The organism is Nioella ostreopsis, from assembly GCF_004000255.1.
In the GTDB taxonomy this organism is placed as follows: Bacteria; Pseudomonadota; Alphaproteobacteria; order Rhodobacterales; family Rhodobacteraceae; genus Nioella; species Nioella ostreopsis.
Genome location: NZ_RCIQ01000006.1, coordinates 171,565 through 188,930, shown reverse-complemented (window position 1 = coordinate 188,930; position 17,366 = coordinate 171,565). Strand labels below are relative to the sequence as shown.

Annotated in this window: 17 protein-coding genes, 1 tRNA gene and 1 pseudogene; 5 read left to right on the top strand and 14 right to left on the bottom strand. The window is 56.7% G+C overall.

Going from position 1 to position 17,366, the window contains the following annotated elements:
• Positions 1-111 precede the first annotated feature (111 nt).
• The 11 genes and pseudogenes from EP237_RS09015 to EP237_RS08965 all read right to left on the bottom strand — a co-directional run bounded on the left by EP237_RS09015 (position 112) and on the right by EP237_RS08965 (position 10,572).
• Entirely contained in the window at positions 112-570 is a 459-nt protein-coding gene (locus EP237_RS09015) for a peptidoglycan-binding domain-containing protein (protein ID WP_164744670.1), read from the bottom strand.
• Positions 571-657: 87 nt separating this feature from the next.
• Positions 658-1,161 (bottom strand): hypothetical protein, encoded by a 504-nt coding sequence (locus tag EP237_RS09010; protein ID WP_127560295.1) that lies wholly within the window; start codon positions 1,159-1,161, stop codon positions 658-660.
• Between the two features lie 539 nt (positions 1,162-1,700).
• Positions 1,701-2,324, bottom strand: coding sequence for a hypothetical protein (locus EP237_RS09005; protein ID WP_127560293.1), 624 nt, complete (start codon positions 2,322-2,324; stop codon positions 1,701-1,703).
• Positions 2,325-2,911: 587 nt separating this feature from the next.
• Complete coding sequence (locus EP237_RS09000) at positions 2,912-4,294, bottom strand: hypothetical protein (RefSeq protein ID WP_127560291.1); 1,383 nt, start codon at positions 4,292-4,294, stop codon at positions 2,912-2,914.
• Positions 4,295-4,354: 60 nt separating this feature from the next.
• A complete protein-coding gene (locus tag EP237_RS08995) occupies positions 4,355-5,293 on the bottom strand; it encodes a hypothetical protein (RefSeq protein ID WP_127560289.1) in 939 nt (312 codons plus the stop codon).
• A 151-nt stretch (positions 5,294-5,444) separates the two neighbouring features.
• Complete coding sequence (locus EP237_RS08990; RefSeq protein ID WP_164744669.1) at positions 5,445-6,680, bottom strand: CsgG/HfaB family protein; 1,236 nt, start codon at positions 6,678-6,680, stop codon at positions 5,445-5,447.
• 158 nt (positions 6,681-6,838) lie between these two features.
• Positions 6,839-7,378 (bottom strand): hypothetical protein, encoded by a 540-nt coding sequence (locus EP237_RS08985; RefSeq protein WP_127560285.1) that lies wholly within the window; start codon positions 7,376-7,378, stop codon positions 6,839-6,841.
• 793 nt (positions 7,379-8,171) lie between these two features.
• On the bottom strand, positions 8,172-8,393 hold the full coding sequence (locus EP237_RS08980; RefSeq protein WP_127560283.1) for a hypothetical protein: 222 nt from the start codon (positions 8,391-8,393) through the stop codon (positions 8,172-8,174).
• 320 nt (positions 8,394-8,713) lie between these two features.
• The gene (locus tag EP237_RS08975) at positions 8,714-9,307 is read right to left on the bottom strand and encodes a DNA-binding response regulator (protein ID WP_164744668.1); all 594 of its coding nucleotides are present in this window, start codon (positions 9,305-9,307) and stop codon (positions 8,714-8,716) included.
• A gap of 325 nt (positions 9,308-9,632) precedes the next feature.
• A pseudogene (locus tag EP237_RS08970) lies at positions 9,633-10,273 on the bottom strand (IS6 family transposase).
• 214 nt (positions 10,274-10,487) lie between these two features.
• A tRNA-Leu gene (locus EP237_RS08965) sits at positions 10,488-10,572 on the bottom strand.
• Between the two features lie 186 nt (positions 10,573-10,758).
• Between EP237_RS08965 and EP237_RS08960 the strand changes: the two genes are divergently transcribed.
• On the top strand, positions 10,759-11,247 hold the full coding sequence (locus EP237_RS08960; RefSeq protein WP_240661586.1) for a Hint domain-containing protein: 489 nt from the start codon (positions 10,759-10,761) through the stop codon (positions 11,245-11,247).
• Positions 11,248-11,309: 62 nt separating this feature from the next.
• Here EP237_RS08960 and EP237_RS08955 read toward each other — a convergent pair whose 3' ends face one another.
• Entirely contained in the window at positions 11,310-12,890 is a 1,581-nt protein-coding gene (locus tag EP237_RS08955) for an NAD(P)H-hydrate dehydratase (RefSeq protein ID WP_127560279.1), read from the bottom strand.
• 188 nt (positions 12,891-13,078) lie between these two features.
• Here EP237_RS08955 and EP237_RS08950 point away from each other — a divergent pair, with 188 nt between their 5' ends.
• Both EP237_RS08950 and glnA read left to right on the top strand, forming a co-directional pair.
• Positions 13,079-13,417, top strand: a complete 339-nt coding sequence (locus EP237_RS08950) for a P-II family nitrogen regulator (RefSeq protein ID WP_127560277.1) — start codon at positions 13,079-13,081, stop codon at positions 13,415-13,417.
• Positions 13,418-13,468: 51 nt separating this feature from the next.
• The gene (gene glnA / locus EP237_RS08945; RefSeq protein WP_127560275.1) at positions 13,469-14,875 is read left to right on the top strand and encodes a type I glutamate--ammonia ligase; all 1,407 of its coding nucleotides are present in this window, start codon (positions 13,469-13,471) and stop codon (positions 14,873-14,875) included.
• A gap of 46 nt (positions 14,876-14,921) precedes the next feature.
• Here the strand turns inward: glnA and EP237_RS08940 are convergent, their stop codons facing one another.
• Positions 14,922-15,662 carry a hypothetical protein gene (locus tag EP237_RS08940; protein WP_127560273.1) on the bottom strand — a complete coding sequence of 247 codons (741 nt, stop codon included), beginning with the start codon at positions 15,660-15,662 and terminating at the stop codon, positions 14,922-14,924.
• A gap of 174 nt (positions 15,663-15,836) precedes the next feature.
• Here EP237_RS08940 and EP237_RS08935 point away from each other — a divergent pair, with 174 nt between their 5' ends.
• Both EP237_RS08935 and EP237_RS08930 read left to right on the top strand, forming a co-directional pair.
• Entirely contained in the window at positions 15,837-16,286 is a 450-nt protein-coding gene (locus EP237_RS08935; protein WP_164744667.1) for a YbjN domain-containing protein, read from the top strand.
• A gap of 26 nt (positions 16,287-16,312) precedes the next feature.
• The gene (locus tag EP237_RS08930) at positions 16,313-16,735 is read left to right on the top strand and encodes a hypothetical protein (protein WP_127560269.1); all 423 of its coding nucleotides are present in this window, start codon (positions 16,313-16,315) and stop codon (positions 16,733-16,735) included.
• Positions 16,736-16,774: 39 nt separating this feature from the next.
• On the opposite strand, the gene EP237_RS08925 is transcribed toward EP237_RS08930, so the two are convergent.
• Positions 16,775-17,350 carry an SH3 domain-containing protein gene (locus tag EP237_RS08925; RefSeq protein ID WP_127560267.1) on the bottom strand — a complete coding sequence of 192 codons (576 nt, stop codon included), beginning with the start codon at positions 17,348-17,350 and terminating at the stop codon, positions 16,775-16,777.
• Positions 17,351-17,366: the final 16 nt, after the last annotated feature.

Below are 17,366 nucleotides of genomic sequence, written 5' to 3'. Positions count from 1 at the left end.
CTCACTCGATTTGTGCAACAAGGCCGGTTGTCTTGCTCATGATGCTCCACCTTTCTCAGGAGTTGGAGAGTCCGGCAAACCCGGGGCAGTCCAAACCGTGGGATCAACTACCTAGTGACGAACAACTGGAACTCGAACTGTAGGTGAAATAACACGGTAGCCGTCTACCCGATCTACAGACAGGGTTTGATAGCGCTGTGCAGTTTCGTTGGATTGATAGCCAATATCCAGCCACACATTTCCCTGACCTTCGATATGGTAATACGCTGGAACCACACGATTGATATGTGGCAGCGTCACGAAGCTGTCAGATGGCACAATGGATACTGGAACCAAAATAGGCACAAGAGAAACCACGTTGCTGGATGAGTGTTCCACAATCTGGTACAATTGGGGGCGCTCCGAACGGAGTGCCAATTCTACTGCGAGTTCAGTCTGAGGCCCCCACACGCCATCTATTGGGCCAGAATAGAAACTGTAGTAGGCCAAATTTGTTTGAACTGCTCTGACTGCGCGATAGTCGTGAGGACCAATCCGTTCCGCAAGCGATAGGGTATCGGACAGGGTCATATCCTGAGCAAACACTCCGCAAGACAGAGAGGTGTAGAACGCGAAGCACACAGCAGCGAGGGACTTGGAGGTCATATTCAGGCTTTCCTATTGTACGTTAGACGAGTTGGACAGCTGTTTTCGGTATATACCATTATTCTCAATAGCTTGCGCAATTGCGCCCTTAAGAAACTTTACGGTACATGGGGTTCTGACGCTGACATCGGCAATAGCGCTCCGCTGTAAAGTGAGGTCATCATAAGTGAACTTGTCTGAAAGGATGACAATCGGCACACTCGAGTTGATCGAGCGAACCTTCAACAGCCAATCAATGGCATCATCCAAGCACTCGAAAACATCGATGTCGACAACCAAGACATAGTCATCCCTGGAAAAGGAGATGGTGAACGAGGGGTCCTCAGCATCATGAAAGACAATCTTTGAGCAATCGCCAATCAACGAGTGAGCCTTGTGCCAGATAAAGGAGTCATTCTTGGACACAATGTAGATTGACGTGTCGCGAAGTGCGATTGGTTTCTCGCACGCTGCAACTCGCTCAAACATGAAGATACGAGAGGCGACTCTATCGCCACTGCCGACCGCGCTATTCAAGTATTCTTCCCCTCTTGGCAAGCGACCCAGTACGTCACGTCAAAGGGTAGTAGTACCACAGAAGCTCGACGGCTTAATTAAGCAAACGAAAGGGATATACATCTATAGATGTATGATTATCGAAAGTTATTTTGAAGAGTAGACTGATGCTTATAAAAGCATGTCTTTTTACTCATTAGCTCCGCAGCGGCAAGAACTGGCGGATGATTATTGTCGTACGACTCTTCCGATCACTACATCGATTGCAGCAGTAACAAAACCCCGAGCAGTCGCGGAGTGCGCCCGAATTGCAGTCAGAACCGCTACGGATGTGCTGGGTGCATTAGTTGCTATGTTCAGAGCAAGATGCGCGAAGTACTCGCCACCACCGATCGCTTCGGACGTTTGATTAGCAGCACAAAATGCAGCAAGCTTGGCTATTAAAGTAGCCAGATTCCCGAAAAAAACCGCGATCCGATAAAAAAGTTAAGGATGTGTCAGTAGCAACGGGGTGACGTCTCGAAAATCAACAAAATTGGGTGTCCACGCGGTTGACAATATCATAGACCAGTTATTTCACTGACTATCGAAGAAACACCCGACTGAATCGTGCCAGAGTTCACGGCACCAATAGCAGTTGCCGTTATCTGACCTACAGACGCGCTTATTTGGGTAATCTGATTTTCAACCCTACCTCGAACAATTGCTTCGTTGGCGGAAATGTTCAGAGCCAAAACAGCGCCATCAAAACTTCCTCCAAGCTGTGCTAATTGCATATATGATGCATTTGTCGTTGTGGTTGTGACTTGATCCAACACCATGTTCGCACCCGTCCAGATGCCGGTGCTGAAATCCTCGACCTGATCTAGAATAACCTGACCTGTGTTGACACCACCGATAGACAAAGCATCTTCGCTTTCAACTTCGAATACTGCTAAGGCGCTAAGAGCTTCTGCAGCGTACACTTCAGAGGATATCTCGGGAATTGTAACCCCATAGATCGTGTTGCTGATGGTGCCATCGATCAAGGCAAAGGCCGGATCAAATGTCATAGGGTGGAAAGCGGTTTCCGCAGCGTTCACGAAGACGCCATTCAACATCGGGTTATTAAACGATGCCAGAACGCGCTCTAATACAGTCTCACCGGACGCAGGACCCACCCCGACGAACACCAGCATCGCCATTGAGAGACCCACATCCTGGCGGACCCGTCTCAAAACTATAGACACCTGATATTTCAAGCCTTCGCCCCCCTCTGTCGGGCTTTAGTAAGCACTGTTTTGGACATCTTGGTCCCAGATTTTATACCAAATAATCAGTCACTTACGTCTCTATCACGCGACCGGGTTTCATACCGGTTTTTGCTGTTGACAAATATAGCATAGCACCGCCGGCAACGCGATGCTGTATCAGTGATCATTCAGCATTTTTTCAGCTGTGACAGGCCTGCAACTTTCCAAAATGTCGACCCGCTGGTCTCGGCTTGAAACCAGCGGGTCTCCAGAGGGCTCTCACCGGGGAGCAAGAACGCCCTCGACTGCTGTCGCATGGCAAAAAAGACAGCAGCCGATCCAAAAAGTTCGGAGGTTCGGCAGCACGACGTGTGCGCCCGTTCGTGCGCCGAACCTCTCCTGGGTCGTGCCTGGGGGGCGAAACAGACCCAGCACCGCATCATCGGGCAGTTGATGATGCGGAATTCTTGAAAGAAAAGTAGCTCAATCAAGGAAGTTAAATATCAGGTCTATTTCTCAGACCTTTTCACAAGAAATTATCACTTCTGCCGATTTATACCGAATATTTGCCTGTCAATCTCTGGCGTTGCAAGCACTTCCTTCGTTTTCTTCTTTCTTTTAAGGATCTTAGCATAGGCATCCTTGTCGAAGTACGCTGCAAGAACGCACTCGTCACTTCCCTCCCTCACAACCGCAACATACATGCACATCAGTCGGAGAAATTTTTTGATCTTATCAGAATTCTCTCGCGAAGGCGCTATCTTTACTATGCGCTTAACCCAATCCAATTGTCTCGAAACGGGCCGCACGCTATCAAAATTCATAGTGTTCATAGCCTCGTTCACTGCGGAAAAATCTAGCCCAAATTCCGGATCCGGGCGTACCATCTTTGTTTGTGGAAAGTAGAAATCAATAATGGCACTCGGCACAGCAAGCCCATCCCCGCGACCAATAGTCGGAAAAGTATGTCCACCCAGATGATGTCGTGGGTTAGCTTCCAGAACATAAGCCTTACTGATCTCTGGATCGTAGAGAACATCTATACCACAATTCGGAAGCCCAATTATATTCGCGGCCTTCACTGCCTCTTCAGTAACTGCAGCAGGTACGTAGTCGGTAGCGTGTTTTATTTCTCGACCCGTGTCAAAATTCTTCTCACTAAGGACGATCTTTTCAAGAAATTTCGGAACAAAATCCATTGTCTTTCCGGTCAGAGCCGGACACAAAAGTAACTTGTCAAGATTGATCAGCGAGGTCCGAGAGTGTGGATTAACCCTCAATCGCGCATTCAACTCCTCAACCAGGGCTCGTATTGTTTTCCGGCCGTCACCGACCACAGACGGAGAGAGACGCTCGAATGAACTGACAGCGCGACCATCAACGACAGCGACCCTGAACTCTGGCCCACTAATCATCTGTTCAATGATAAAATCTTTTTTTTGAGACTTGACGTGCTCTACAGCGTCTTTCAGAGTTAAGCCAAGCACTACACCTGCTCCAAGTGAACCCTTTACAGGCTTGGCTATGAACACGGCGTCTTTGTTGCGTAGCTTCTTGACCTCTTCATCAACATTATCTTTGTTGCACTGAATTCCATCTGCAACAGAAACACCTGCCCGCTGGAAGATCTCCTTGCTGATGAATTTATTTGATGAGTTGATGGAAGCGGCAACAAGCGACTTTTCCCCTCTGGATCTGTCAAAATAGACTTCCCGGCCTTTGCTGTCGCTAAGTCTGAAGTACGCAGGAATAAATGAAGGAGGCGTTCCACGAAAGAGCTTATGTCTGTGAACCTGGCTAATAAATTCGACATTCAGGCCACGCTGAACTGCCGCGAGTGCGACTAGGTACGAACACAGAGTCGACCCCTCGGCCATCATGGCCTGGCGATAATTTTCGCTTTCAGTGTCAAAAAAACTCAATTTGTCATCCTTGGCTGTGCTGGGGCGGCGTACAAACGCCACCCCATTTTTTGATTTGCCTTACTGGCCGTTCGAGCCACCCGAGGTGGAACCGACGATACCAGCAACGGCTGCGTCAACACCCGACACGATCGTACCGGTGTTAACTGCACCAAGTGCGGTGGTGGACAGGTTGCCGATCGAGCCGTTGACCTGTTCCATCACGTTGTTGATGGAGCCGTTCACGCCGGTCATGTTCGACGCGACGTTCAGCACGATTGCACCGGTGTCAGCCGAACCACCCAGCTGGTTGATCACTGCCGAGATGGCGTTGGTGGTCGAAGTGGAGGCTTCATCAACCGCCGAGTTCACACCCAGCGTGATGTCACCGGTGTTCACCGCACCGAGCGCCGTGGTCGCCATGTCACCGAAGTCGAAGGTCGGCATGTTCCACTCGATGGCCGACACGTCGATCGACGCGATGGCTTCCTGAGTGGCACCGTTGATGCCGTCCAGCGTGTTGTTGATCGAGCCATCGATGCCCTGCAGACCAGAAACTTCGATCAGATCAGCAGTGTACAAACCCTCGTAGGTAGTGGTTGCACCAGAGATAGCAGTTTGCTGCGCGCTCACTGCAGCGTTATAAGCAGTCACTGCATTGTTATACGCTGTCTGGTTCTCTGCGATCGTCAGATCGCCATAGTCTGCAGCATCCGGCATACCGCCCGCAATGATCGCCAATTCAGCAGCAGGCAGAGCAGCTACCGCAGTATCGATTGCGTCTTGAAGACCTGCTTCATACTCGTCTTGCGAGATCACATTTTCTTCGCCATCGATATAAACCGTAACAGCAGAACCGTTACCGATGTTTTCCGCGATGTTGGCAAAGGTGCCGTTCACGGAGGCCAGGTTGGTGGCGTTGTCGATTTGGCCCAGAACACGTTCCAGAACCGATTGCGCCGACGCTGCGCCGCTCAGAGCGACAATTGCGATGGCGGAAGTTGCAAGAAGCTTTTTCATGCTTTCCCTCATTTCAATTCAAGACCGGCCCCTGTCCACCGATCTCAGGATTGTTAAAGGGGGGTAAGGGCCCCTTGGGTGGGACCCTGTGACAGGCCCCTCCACTGGCTTCCCCCATCCCGGCGAAATCAGTGGAATTTCAACTCAGTGCTTACGGGACTGCAGCGTCCTCCTGCCCCGGATCGACTGCTGTACTGTCCTGTTCGGCGTCCACGACCGCATCTTCGGGCGCGGCGTCGGCCGTTTGCGATTCCTCGGAGGCTTCCTCCGGCGGAGTGAGAAGTTCGTTGGCCTCTATTGTCAGCTCAAGGGCTCGCTGAACGACGATGGCTGTCGCATCGCCCCGCGGACCGTCCATTCCAAGCTCCGCAGCCCTCCGCAGTGCCTGGCCGGCGAGCCGCACTAGTTGCAAAGCTTCAGCTGCTTTCTGGGCCTGCACATCCGGAGTTGTGGACGCGATCGATTCCTCCGCGGCAGCAATCGCACGCGCAGCAAGCACGGAGGCCTGGTTGGAAAGCTCGTTGATGTGCTCTTCCACAGAAATCGCAGCATTTTCCCGAGCCTCTGCTCCGCCCTGATTGCCATCAGCTGTGGGTTCGGTCTGGTCGGATTCGGTAGCCGCCGCCGCAGCCACCTGCAACGCATCGCGGATTGCCTCTGGCGATCCATTGCGATGCGGGCGACCACCGCCCGCGAATGCCGAGATGGACGATCTGCAATTCTGGTACGCGGCTTCATTCGCGACCTGACCGACCAGTTCGAAGGTTGCGAGGCTCAGCATCTGACGCAGTACGAAATGAACCGCCTCGCGTTCCTGCCCACCAGCCTCAAGACTGACGAGAGTATCGCCGAAGAACCGACCTACGCTCGCTCCCACTTCTCGCGAGAACATCTGCCTTTGAAGCGGAACGCTGGCAACAATCCGACCGGTCAGGGCATCTGTCATGGACAGATCGAGACCCACCAGGATGCGGCTCTGGCGATAACTTGGACCTACGCCGGCAACCGAGATGCTTGCGCCTCCACCCGGAATAAAGTCGAGGCTATTGATGCTCCCGGAGATATAGAAGTTAACGGGTAACTGTCTCTGGATATCGCGAATGCCCCACTGGGTTTCCATTACCGCAATGGCAGGATCACGACGGTTGACGACCGCAGCACCAGACCGGAACAGTGACGACTGCACCATCTCTCCAGCGCCCTGAGATATGAAACGCCCGGTTCCACCATCAGAATAGCTTTCACGACCAGTTGCATCGACGACTTCACCCACCGCGAAAGTCAATCCAGCTGGAATGTGGCCGCGCAGACAATGAAGGGCATCATCGAAGATCGTCACGATTTCTTCGACAGGCGGGCCTTCCGGCAAGTCCACATTGCGGGTCACGGGCGTGAAGGTCCCGATTGTTCCACTGCAGCTCGCGAGCAGTAGGACTGACGCGATCAAGCTGTAACGACGCAAAGCTTCGCCAGACACAGTTGCCCCGGGTGCTCTTGGCTTCGGGGTTGATCTGCACACTTTTCTTCGCGAAAGGCTGATTGAATTCAACTGCATGGCGGCACGGTCGAACTCGCAACATTGGAAATGTTGCTATCACCTTCTGAATAGGAGTCGAGGAGAGACAGCGTTTCGTTAACAACGCTAGAATCGATGCAACCCTCAGACTCTGCCGAGTTTGTTGCATCCACGAGATTTCCATCTCCGTTTATTTCGATCGTCGTTTCGCCAGTATTCATTGCGCCGACTGAGTTGGTGTTCTGACCAATCTGATCGCCTATTTGAAACTCGATAGCGCCCAATGACCCGGATACTCCGGACAAGTCCTGGTAGTTTGCCCGGTTGTCATAGCTATTGGTGTTGTAGACGACCGTACTCGGACCGCCTGAGCTCTGCTCGGCACTTCTGATGGCCTGAGCCTCCTGCAATCTGAGTGATCTGTTCGTGGCCGACGGCCCCCAAGTGGAGGACCAGCTCTGTCCCGGCCCGTAGGTGCTTTGAGCGTTCGCGAATCCACAGGCCACGCAGAACGCCAACGTGACGGCGCTGACCGAAATCAGTCTTCCAACTCGCAGTTCTCTTTCCACTTGCGCCCCCTTACCTGATTGACCTCAGGCTTTTTAGTTGAATGGGTTTACGAGACCCGCGCCCTCGAGTTGATCGCCGACTTCGTCAAACACATCCTGGGTGGACTGACCGGAACCAGGATCGGATGAATCGAACGCGACGGCATTCCCCCCTCCCGCCTGAGAACTTTGAACACGACCATCTTCACCGACCTCGACGGCAACATTCGTGCCATCAATGTCCAATGCTGTATATTCGATGACGTTGGCCGGCGCGGGCGGCTGAGGCTGCGGAGACGGGCCGGGTGGAGTAGGGGTGTTAGGACCGCCGCCGTCCCCACCATCTACAATGTAGGCGCCCTCAGGTACCGCACGGCCGTGCATCGACCGCAGAGGAACGCAAATGACCTCGGGAGGTGTAAGGCTATTATCCTGCCAGCACATCACTTGCCCCGTGTAAGGATCCTCACATCCAGACAATGCAACTAGTGCCGCACATGCGGCCGCTGCCGAAAAAAATACACGCATCTTCTGCCCCTCAAATCGGTGTGGGAGTTTTCCCCTCGTTAGTTCCAATTTACGAGCTTTACCTTGGCCCGATCAAATCATCTTAAGTTTTATTTAATCTTCTTAAGATTATAGACTATACATTAGCTTTGCTTTGCCACAGACGTTATCCAGATAAAGGACTCCAAGTTGATCAAAGCTTTCCTTTAATGACGATTGCTCTATTTGTAAGTTCTTTGATAGCGAGCGGGATCTTTCTGGATAGAGATATACCGCCACTCAATGACACTGATCTCCACCTCCTCATTCAGACCAGGACACATTGATTAAATCCACCAAGCGCAACTTTTAGCTTAAAAATATCGGAGCGCCGTAGACCCATCCAAAGTCCCGCGACATGCCACGCGCTGAACCGAAGCATCTTCTGAGCGGGTTTAACTTCACCAATCTCGAAAAGTTCCATCTCGGGAAGGCCGCGAAAAGCGATGTGCTTTTCCACCGCGTTCATCCAGCGATTTAGCGGCTGCACGCGCCACTGATTTCATTTTAGGGATATCATCGTCAAACGTTCCAGGAAAACGGTGCGAAATGGCATCCAAGCACGCGCTGATAAAAACGAAGGCCGTGCAGACCCCAGCAACCAGAAATGGTGCTCGACTTGAGTTTGGATTGGCTGGGAATTTTCGCGGTGCGCCCGAGCGCTTTCTTGCCACCTAAAATGGCGTCAATAGAAAAATAAAGCTCTTCAAATATTGGAATGACGGATTGACTATGCTTTCGGCAAGAAAATCCAAGGGGCGCAAAACGCAGTTCTTCAAATGTGCGAGATGAATTAAAGTATCATTAAAATTATATCACGCTGGCCTCTAACGCAAGCTTCACCGCATGAGCCCGGTTCTTGGCTCCAATGCGGATGCAAATGGACCGTACTATTGCCTTGACATTTCCTTCGCTTGTCCCGATCGATCTAGCAATGTCCTTGTTCGTCTCGCCTTCTGCTATGGCTTTGAGGATCATCACCTCTCGTCCTGTAAATTCCGAACTGTCGCTCCCTGCCCCGTCGCGCAGTCCCGATGGCAGGAACTTCTGACCATTGTTTACAAGATCCAGCATACTGTGAAGCGAATTGACATTCATGGTCTTGGGGACAAAGCCCCATGCACCCAGCTGCATTGCCTTCTGAACGAAGTCCAGGCTAACCTCTCCGGAGAAGAGTAGAACCTTCGTGTCTTGCGATCTCTGGCACAGCTGATCGATACTGTGAAGCCCCGTCATACCAGGCATGTGTAGGTCTAGCAGCAGGATATCGAACGAACCAGACTTGACCCGTTGAGCGGCCTGTTCAAAGTCGTGCACGATGTCCGTCCCGTGGCCGCGACTTGTAAGATCCTGGTCAAGAACCTGCGCAAGCAGCACATGATCGTCGGCGATCAAAACTTTCAACTTCTTGATCCTTCTTTTTTCCGGACATTTCCCATCGACAGTTTTGCTTTGCAATAGACACATGCAGTTCAAAACGTTGTCTTATTCATCTTATGACAACGATAATATACCAATGAATATTCGGGGATGACCTTAGGTATTCAGTCCCGGCATCTGGTGGATCAGATTGACGATGAATCTGTCCGGCTCCTTGGGTCAGGATTCATAACCAGTAGATGACGGCGGCTGCGAGCGCGATGGCCGAGAGGAAGATCTTGGGACACCTGTCGTAGCGGCGGTGTCAGACCAATTCTAACCAGTCCCCACACGGACAGTGACACTGTCCTTATGCCGTGCAAAGCGCGCGCCACTCAGCCAGTGCAGCGGCGCGACTTATCTTGAAATGGCGTCTACTCGAGAGGCTGCGTTCCTGGTTGAAGTGGTTCAAGACGGATGCGTGGACGGCGGCGAACTTCTGAAGACTTCGCATGCGCCGGAAGCGAAGCATCGCCCTCTCCCGTCGCCGAAATGGTAGGTGCGTGTTCTCAACCCTGTTGTTGAGCCAGCGACCCGTCTCCTGCCGGTCGCCCGCGCCAATCTCCCTCAAGGCGGCGCCATAGGAGCGAATCGGTTCGTCTCGATAACCTTGGGCCGACCGTGCTTGCGCAATGCTTTCTTGAGGAATTTCAGGGCTGCCCTCTTGTCTCGCGCCTTGGTGACATAGCTTTCCAGGACCTCGCCCTCGTGATCAACGGCCCGCCAGAGGTAATGGCGTTCGCCGTTAATCTTCACGAACATTTCGTCGAGGTGCCAGCGCCATCGGCTGGATTTTATGCCCTGGATCCGTCGTTTTCGGATCTCCGAGGCGAACATCGGACCGAACCTGTGCCACCAATACCGGACCGTTTCGTGGCTCACATCGGCACCGCGTTCGTGCAGCAGATCCTCCACGTTGCGAAGCGAGAGCGGGAAACGGACATACAGCATCACTGCCAGGCGAATTATCTCAGGGCTGGTTTTGAATTAGCGAAAAGGCGAACGTCTGGTCATCAGACGAGGCTACGAAAGCCCCCTGCCACGGCTCAACCGGGTTTCTTCTGACAAGACCTCGCCACAAAACAGGGAAGGTGGTTATGGAGGTGGACTAAGATACTCGTTTTATAAAAATGTCTAATATTATAAAATATTTAGAGTATTTCTATGGTGCGGGTGGAGGGACTTGAACCCCCACGCCTTGCGGCGCCAGAACCTAAATCTGGTGCGTCTACCAATTTCGCCACACCCGCACGATCCGCAGGCAGTCGCCTGACAGTGGCGGGTCTTTAGCAAAGGCCCGCGCCGGTGGCGAGAGGGATTTTGCGGGTTTTTACGGGTTTCGCGTCGAGAAAGCCCTTGGGTCGGTACCCGCCTTTGCGTTAACCTGCCGGAAAGACATGGCGAGGTAACATCGCCGGGACTGAGCAGGATATGGCATGACGGATCTGACAGACAGGTTCCCGACCAGGGAAGCGACGCAGAGACAGGTTTCCGGCGCGATGCTGCCGCCGGGGACGGAGATTCTGACGCTGGCCGGTGCATTGCCCGTCGAGGCGCTCTATCCTGGCGACCGGGTGATCACGCGCGATGCCGGCGCGCAGATTCTGCGACGGATCTCCCGTCATGATGTGCCTTCGGACATGCGCTTCGTCTTCATTCGCAAGGATGCGCTCGGCGGCAAGCCTGTGCGCGATCTGCTGCTGCCTGCCGACCAGAGGATCCTGCTGCGCGACTGGCGCGCACAGGCGCTGTTCGGCACGCCGGCCGCACGGGTGCCGCTGTCGCGGCTCGTCGATGGCGAGGTCATCTGCTGGAGCGATACGCGCCCCGAAGCCCTGCTGAGCCTGCAATTCGACCGGGCGCATGTGCTGTATGCTGACGGGCTCGAGGTGATCAGCGCGGCGCAGGATATCGCCAAGGTCTGAGAGCGAGGGCATGTCGCCTTCCGCAGACACGGCCCAACGACTCTTGCCGGACTGAAACGGGATCAGGCCATCGTGGACAGGCTGCGAAAGAGACCCGGCAACTGATCCGCCAGGTCTTCCGCGATCAGACCCGGTCCGAAATGACGTGCGGCCTCCACATGGAGCCAGGCCGACGCTTCCGCGGCGCGTTTCGGGGGGATCCGGCGGGCAAGCAGGCCGGTGATGAAACCTGCCAGCACATCGCCCGATCCGGCTGTCGCCAACCCGGGTGCCGCGCGATCATAGGCGGCGGCATGGATTGAAGCCTGACCGTTCGGCGCCGCGATGACTGTGTCCGGACCCTTGAGCAGCACTGTGCAGCCCGCTCGCGCGGCGGCCTCTCGCGTGGCGTCGATCCTGGAATAGGCGGGGCCGGCCATGGGCGCAGAGGTCAGCCTTGCCGCGATATCGGGGAAAAGCCGGGTGAATTCGCCAAGATGGGGGGTGAGAACACAGGCCTCATGCAACTGCGCGAACAGCGCGTCCGGGTCCTGTGCAAAAGCGCTCAGCGCATCGGCGTCGAGCACTGTCCCGCGCCGGGCCGCAAGCGCCTGTGCCACCAGATCGCGGGTGCCCTGCCCCAGCCCGAGCCCCGGTCCGACACACAAGGCGTTCAGGCGTGTATCGGTCAACAGATCGGCCAGCCCTTCGGCCCCCTCGCATTTGCGCAGCATGATCGCGGTCAGCTGACAGGCGCATTCCATCATGGCAGAGCCCGGGGCCGCCACGGTGACCAACCCGGCCCCGATGCGCAATGCGCCACGGGCCGCCAGACGCGCCGCGCCTGAATGGCCCATCGGGCCGGACAGGACCAACGCATGACCGTGATCGTATTTGTGCCCGCCTTGTCGCTTCGCCAGATCGCGGGGCGCGGTGACCAGGGTCGCAAGCGGGCCAAGCCGCACCCCTGCCGGAGCCGGGCGACGCGGTGGCGTCGCGGTCCGGGGGTCCAGCCCGATATCGGCGACCACAACCGTCCCGCACGCAGCCGGGCCGCTGGCCAGGTAGTGCCCCGGTCGGGCACGATGGAAGGTCACCGTGAGGTCGGCATTGGGCAGACCGGCCTCGCTATCGACCAGCACGCGGCCGCTATCCATGCACAGCCCCGTGGGACTATCGACCGCGACCTTGCGACAGCTGCGCCCTCGATGGCCCATGCCGATCACCATGGGCGAAACGATCTCATGCGGGACCGGGCGGGTCAGGCCCGCGCCGAACACCGCATCGACAACCAGATCGGCCCCTGCCCCGGCAATCGCCTCGCCATCCCAGGGCCGCACCTCGCCGAGCGCCTGCCAACGTCTGCAATTCAGCGCGGCATCTGGCGGCAAGCGGTCGGAATCACCGAAAAGATGCAGCGTGACCGTCCAGCCCGCCTGATGCAGGAGCCGGGCAATGACGAAGCCATCGCCACCATTGTTGCCGGGACCACAGAGCACCAACGCGCGGAAGGACCCCGCCCGAAGCTCGGGCCAATGGGCCAGCAGCGCCGCGACAACCCCTGCCCCGGCGCGTTCCATCAGCTCTTGTCCGGTGACCGGACCGGCCTCCATCGCGGCGGTTTCCAGGGTCCGCATCTGTGCGGCGGTCAGCAGCTCGGTCATGCCGGTATGGCCCCTTGGCGATCATGAGTTTTCACAGTGCACAATTTTTGTGCGCATTGCGTTTATATTGGGCGGTCGCTGCGGAATCCCTGACAGCAAGCCCCCCTGTGTCACGCTACCCGATTGCGACCCCATCGGGAAAGTGGTGTCACGGGCCTGCAATACTCGGGCCAGAGGAGTCGGCAGACATGAAAAAGATCGAAGCCATCATCAAGCCGTTCAAACTGGACGAGGTGAAAGAGGCCCTTCAGGAGATTGGCATCCAGGGCCTCAGCGTCACCGAGGTCAAGGGTTTCGGACGTCAGAAAGGCCATACCGAGCTGTATCGCGGCGCGGAATATGTGGTCGACTTCCTGCCCAAGGTGAAAATCGACGTTGTCCTGTCCGATGACATGGTTGACGGCGCGATCGAAGCGATCGTGGACGCAGCCAAGACCGACAAGATCGGCGACGGCAAGATTTTCGTCTCGTCCGTCGAACAGGCGATCCGCATCCGCACGGGCGAAAGCGGCGAAGACGCTCTCTGAGCGGCGCTTTCCTCCTTACCAACAGTTAACTACTCTCAAGGACACTTGGACATGAGCAACGAAAACGTTCTGAACCTGATCCGGGAAGAAGACATCGAATATGTCGATATCCGCTTCACCGACCCGCGCGGCAAGCTGCAACACGTCACCGTGATGGCAGATCAGGTCGATGAGGACTTCCTCGAAGAAGGGTTCATGTTCGACGGCTCCTCCATCGCTGGCTGGAAGTCCATCGAACAGTCGGACATGAAGCTGATGCCCGACACCGACAGCGCCTATATCGACCCGTTCTACGCGGAAAAGACCCTGTGCATTCACTGCACCGTGGTCGAGCCCGACACCGGCGAGCCCTATTCCCGCGACCCGCGCGGCACCGCGCAGAAGGCCGAAGCCTACCTGATCTCCTCGGGCATCGGCGACACCTCCTATTTCGGTCCTGAAGCGGAATTCTTCCTGTTCGACGACGTGCGCTTCTCGGTCGAGATGAACAAGGTCTCCTTCGAGGTTGACGCGCAGGACGCGGCCTGGAATTCGGACAGCGAATACGAGATGGGCAACATGGGCCATCGTCCGGGCATCAAGGGCGGCTATTTCCCCGTGAACCCGACCGACGCGGCGCAGGATCTGCGGTCCGAAATGCTGTCCACCATGAAGCGCATCGGCATGAAGGTCGACAAGCACCACCACGAAGTGGCGTCCTGTCAGCACGAGCTTGGCCTGATCTTCGGCTCGCTCACCAAGCAGGCCGATGAGCTGCAGAAATACAAATACGTGATCCACAACGTGGCCCACGCCTATGGCAAATCCGCCACTTTCATGCCCAAGCCGATCTCTGGCGACAACGGCACCGGCATGCATGTGAACATGTCGATCTGGAAGGACGGCAAGCCGCTCTTCGCAGGCGACAAATATGCCGATCTGTCGGACGAGGCGCTGTATTTCATCGGCGGCATCCTGAAGCACGCCAAGACGCTCAACGCCTTCACCAACCCGGCGACCAACTCCTACAAGCGCCTGATCCCCGGCTTTGAAGCCCCGGTTCTGCGCGCCTATTCCGCTCGCAACCGTTCTGGCTGCGTCCGGATCCCGTGGGCGGAATCGCCGAAGGCCAAGCGCGTCGAGGCCCGTTTCCCCGATCCGGCGGCAAACCCCTATCTGTGCTTCGCAGCGCTGCTGATGGCGGGCCTCGACGGGATCGAGAACAAGATCCATCCGGGCGAAGCCTCGGACAAGGACCTGTACGACCTGCCGCCCGAAGAACTGGCCGGCATCCCGACCGTCTGTGCAAGCTTGCGCGAAGCCCTGGAAAACCTGGAAGCCGATCACGACTTCCTGCTGAAGGGCGACGTGTTCACCAAGGACCAGATCGAGGGCTATCTGGAACTGAAGTGGGACGAGGTCTACGCCTTCGAACACTGCCCGCACCCGATCGAGTACAAGATGTACTACAGCTGCTGATCTCGGCGGACCGGAATTTGAAAGGGCGCTCTCGGGCGCCCTTTTTCTATTGCAGCTGGATCATGCGCCAGGGTGCAGAGGAACTGACCGTCCAGTCGAAATCCCGTTCCCGCGCAAACCGGTCCCGGCCCTCGAACCGCAGCGTGAATTCCTCGTCCGGTCCGGTCCACTGCCCGTCCCAGCCGTCGTCCCGCACACAGCCGGAATGCGACCCGGAGCAGGCGTAGTGGCGATACGCTTCACCGCGCGGAGCATAGACGCTGCTGCCATCTTCACTGCACAGATAGCCGCCCGGAACATCGAAATAGACCGTTCGGGACGTGGTCATTGCCGGGTTGTACAGGATCCAGACCTGACCGGAGGACGACATCGCCGCGCAGGCCGCGTAGATCCGTTCGGGGGTGATGATGTCTGCCGCCGGGCGCATGTCGTCGGTCAGCCGCGATACGCCAAACAGACTGGCATGGATGGCCAGTTCATATCGCCCGCCCCGGTCCAGCACGTCCTGATCCTGATAGAACGCATCCTGCGACGCGAACGGCGCTTCGACCAACAGGCTGACCGCTCCGGAAGGGACTTGAAGCGTGTGGGTTTCGCCCGGGGGAATTGTGGCCGTCACCAACGACGGCGGACTGAGCGTGCGTTCAAATTCAAACCGCAAGGTGGCGTTGGTGGAATTCGTCACGATCAGCGTCGCGGTCTGGGCCTGCGCTGAGATCGTGAATGCCAGGCACAGAAACAGGGCCGCGCAAAGGGTCAATATCGGCTTGGGAAAAGAACGAGACATGATGAAGCTCCATCAGCTATGGGGCCAAACCTATCACGACGCGACCCTTTCTCCGAATCCGGTCAGCGCAGACATGCCGGGCGGGCACGCTTCACGGCGCTTTGCTTTGACAGGCCCGGGGTGTGCGCCTACCCTTGGGGCATTGAGTTTCACGTCTTGACCAGAGGATTGCCCATGAGACGCGTTTTCGCAGCCACCGCCATTGCCCTGTCCCTCGCCGCCCCGGCCCATGCCCAGATGTTGGGCAACACGCCCCAGGATATCATGAGCGTTGCGCAAGGCTTCGGCCCCGCCCAGTTGGAGAGCTCCAATAACGGTCAGCCGATGATGACCGGCAGCATCGAGGGCAACAATTACGGTATCCTGATGTATGGCTGCGAGGACGGTGCCTGCGATTCCCTGCAGTTCTTCGCAAGCTTCACGACCGAGCGGAATGGCCTGACCCTGCTGAACCAGTGGAACGAGGATCAACGGTTCGGTGCCGCCTATGTGTCGCGCAGCGGCAACGTGATCCTGCATTGGAGCGTCAATATAGACTTCGGTGTCTCACGGCAGAATTTCGAGGACAGCATGGACATCTGGCGGCTGACTCTGGCGGAGTTCAACAGCCACCTGACGCAGTGACACCCGAACACAAAGGGAGATCAGAGATGATGCGTATCTGGATTGCAGGGCTGGCCCTGCTGGCAACACCGCTGTCGGCACAGACCGCGCCGGGGGATCTTCTGGGACAGGCAATGCTGCTTGGCCCGGCCCGGATGGAGGATGCGGGCGGCAGCCTGACCATCTTTGGCGAAGCCGGAACGGCAAGCTATGTCGCCATGGCCTCCGGCCCCGATTGCAGCAGCAGCGGCAGCAATTGCAGCACGCTCAGCTTTCAGGCCGTGGCCCCGCCGCCTGCCGGGGGCAACGCCGCGGCCGATTGGTCAGCCGCCGGGCTTGGCGGCAGCGTCAGCGTCGGCGGTGACGGCTGGCTCGTGCTGAGTCACAGCGCCTCTGCTGCCGATCCCGCCGCCGCGTTTCAGGCCTGGGGCGGGATGATGCAGGAATTCAGCGCCCGGTTCGGAAACTGAAGGATCGCGGCCCGGTCCGGGCCGCTTTCCCGGTTCGCTTCACGGGCAGGACTGGAACACGCCGTCCACCGGCACCGTGGTCCAGCAGATGATGCCGCCCCAGTGGAACCCGCCCGCGCCCTCCATGTCGCGCACCTCGAACCAGGGGTAGCCGTTCATCATCACGCCGGTATTGGCGACGATCATCAGGTCTTCACCTTCCGCGAAGCTGCCGATCCGGTCATATTCCATGCCCGGCCCGACCCGCACATTGCCGCCCCAGGACCGCGCCTGAACCGGGAAGGCCCCGCCGCCCGCGCTGACCGTCTGGCAGACCAGCATCATGTCCTCGACCTGAAGCTCGGCCATATTGCCCTGCCCGCGCAGGTCCATATCCGGGCCGACATAGCGAAAGCCCGACCCCGTCGGCGCGGCTGTCAGCACCGTGGCCGGGCTGGTGGCGCCACCGCCAGAGTCCATGCCCATGGTGAATCGAGCCTCTGCCCGGTCCGCCATGGCCGGGTCAATGGTGACGATATAGCTGCCATCGCCAAGCGGACCGCAATCGAACCGGGTTTGTGCAGCCGCTGGCAGGGCCAGCATCACCAACGCCGCAACGAGAGGGATCAAACGCATTCAAAATATCCTTTAA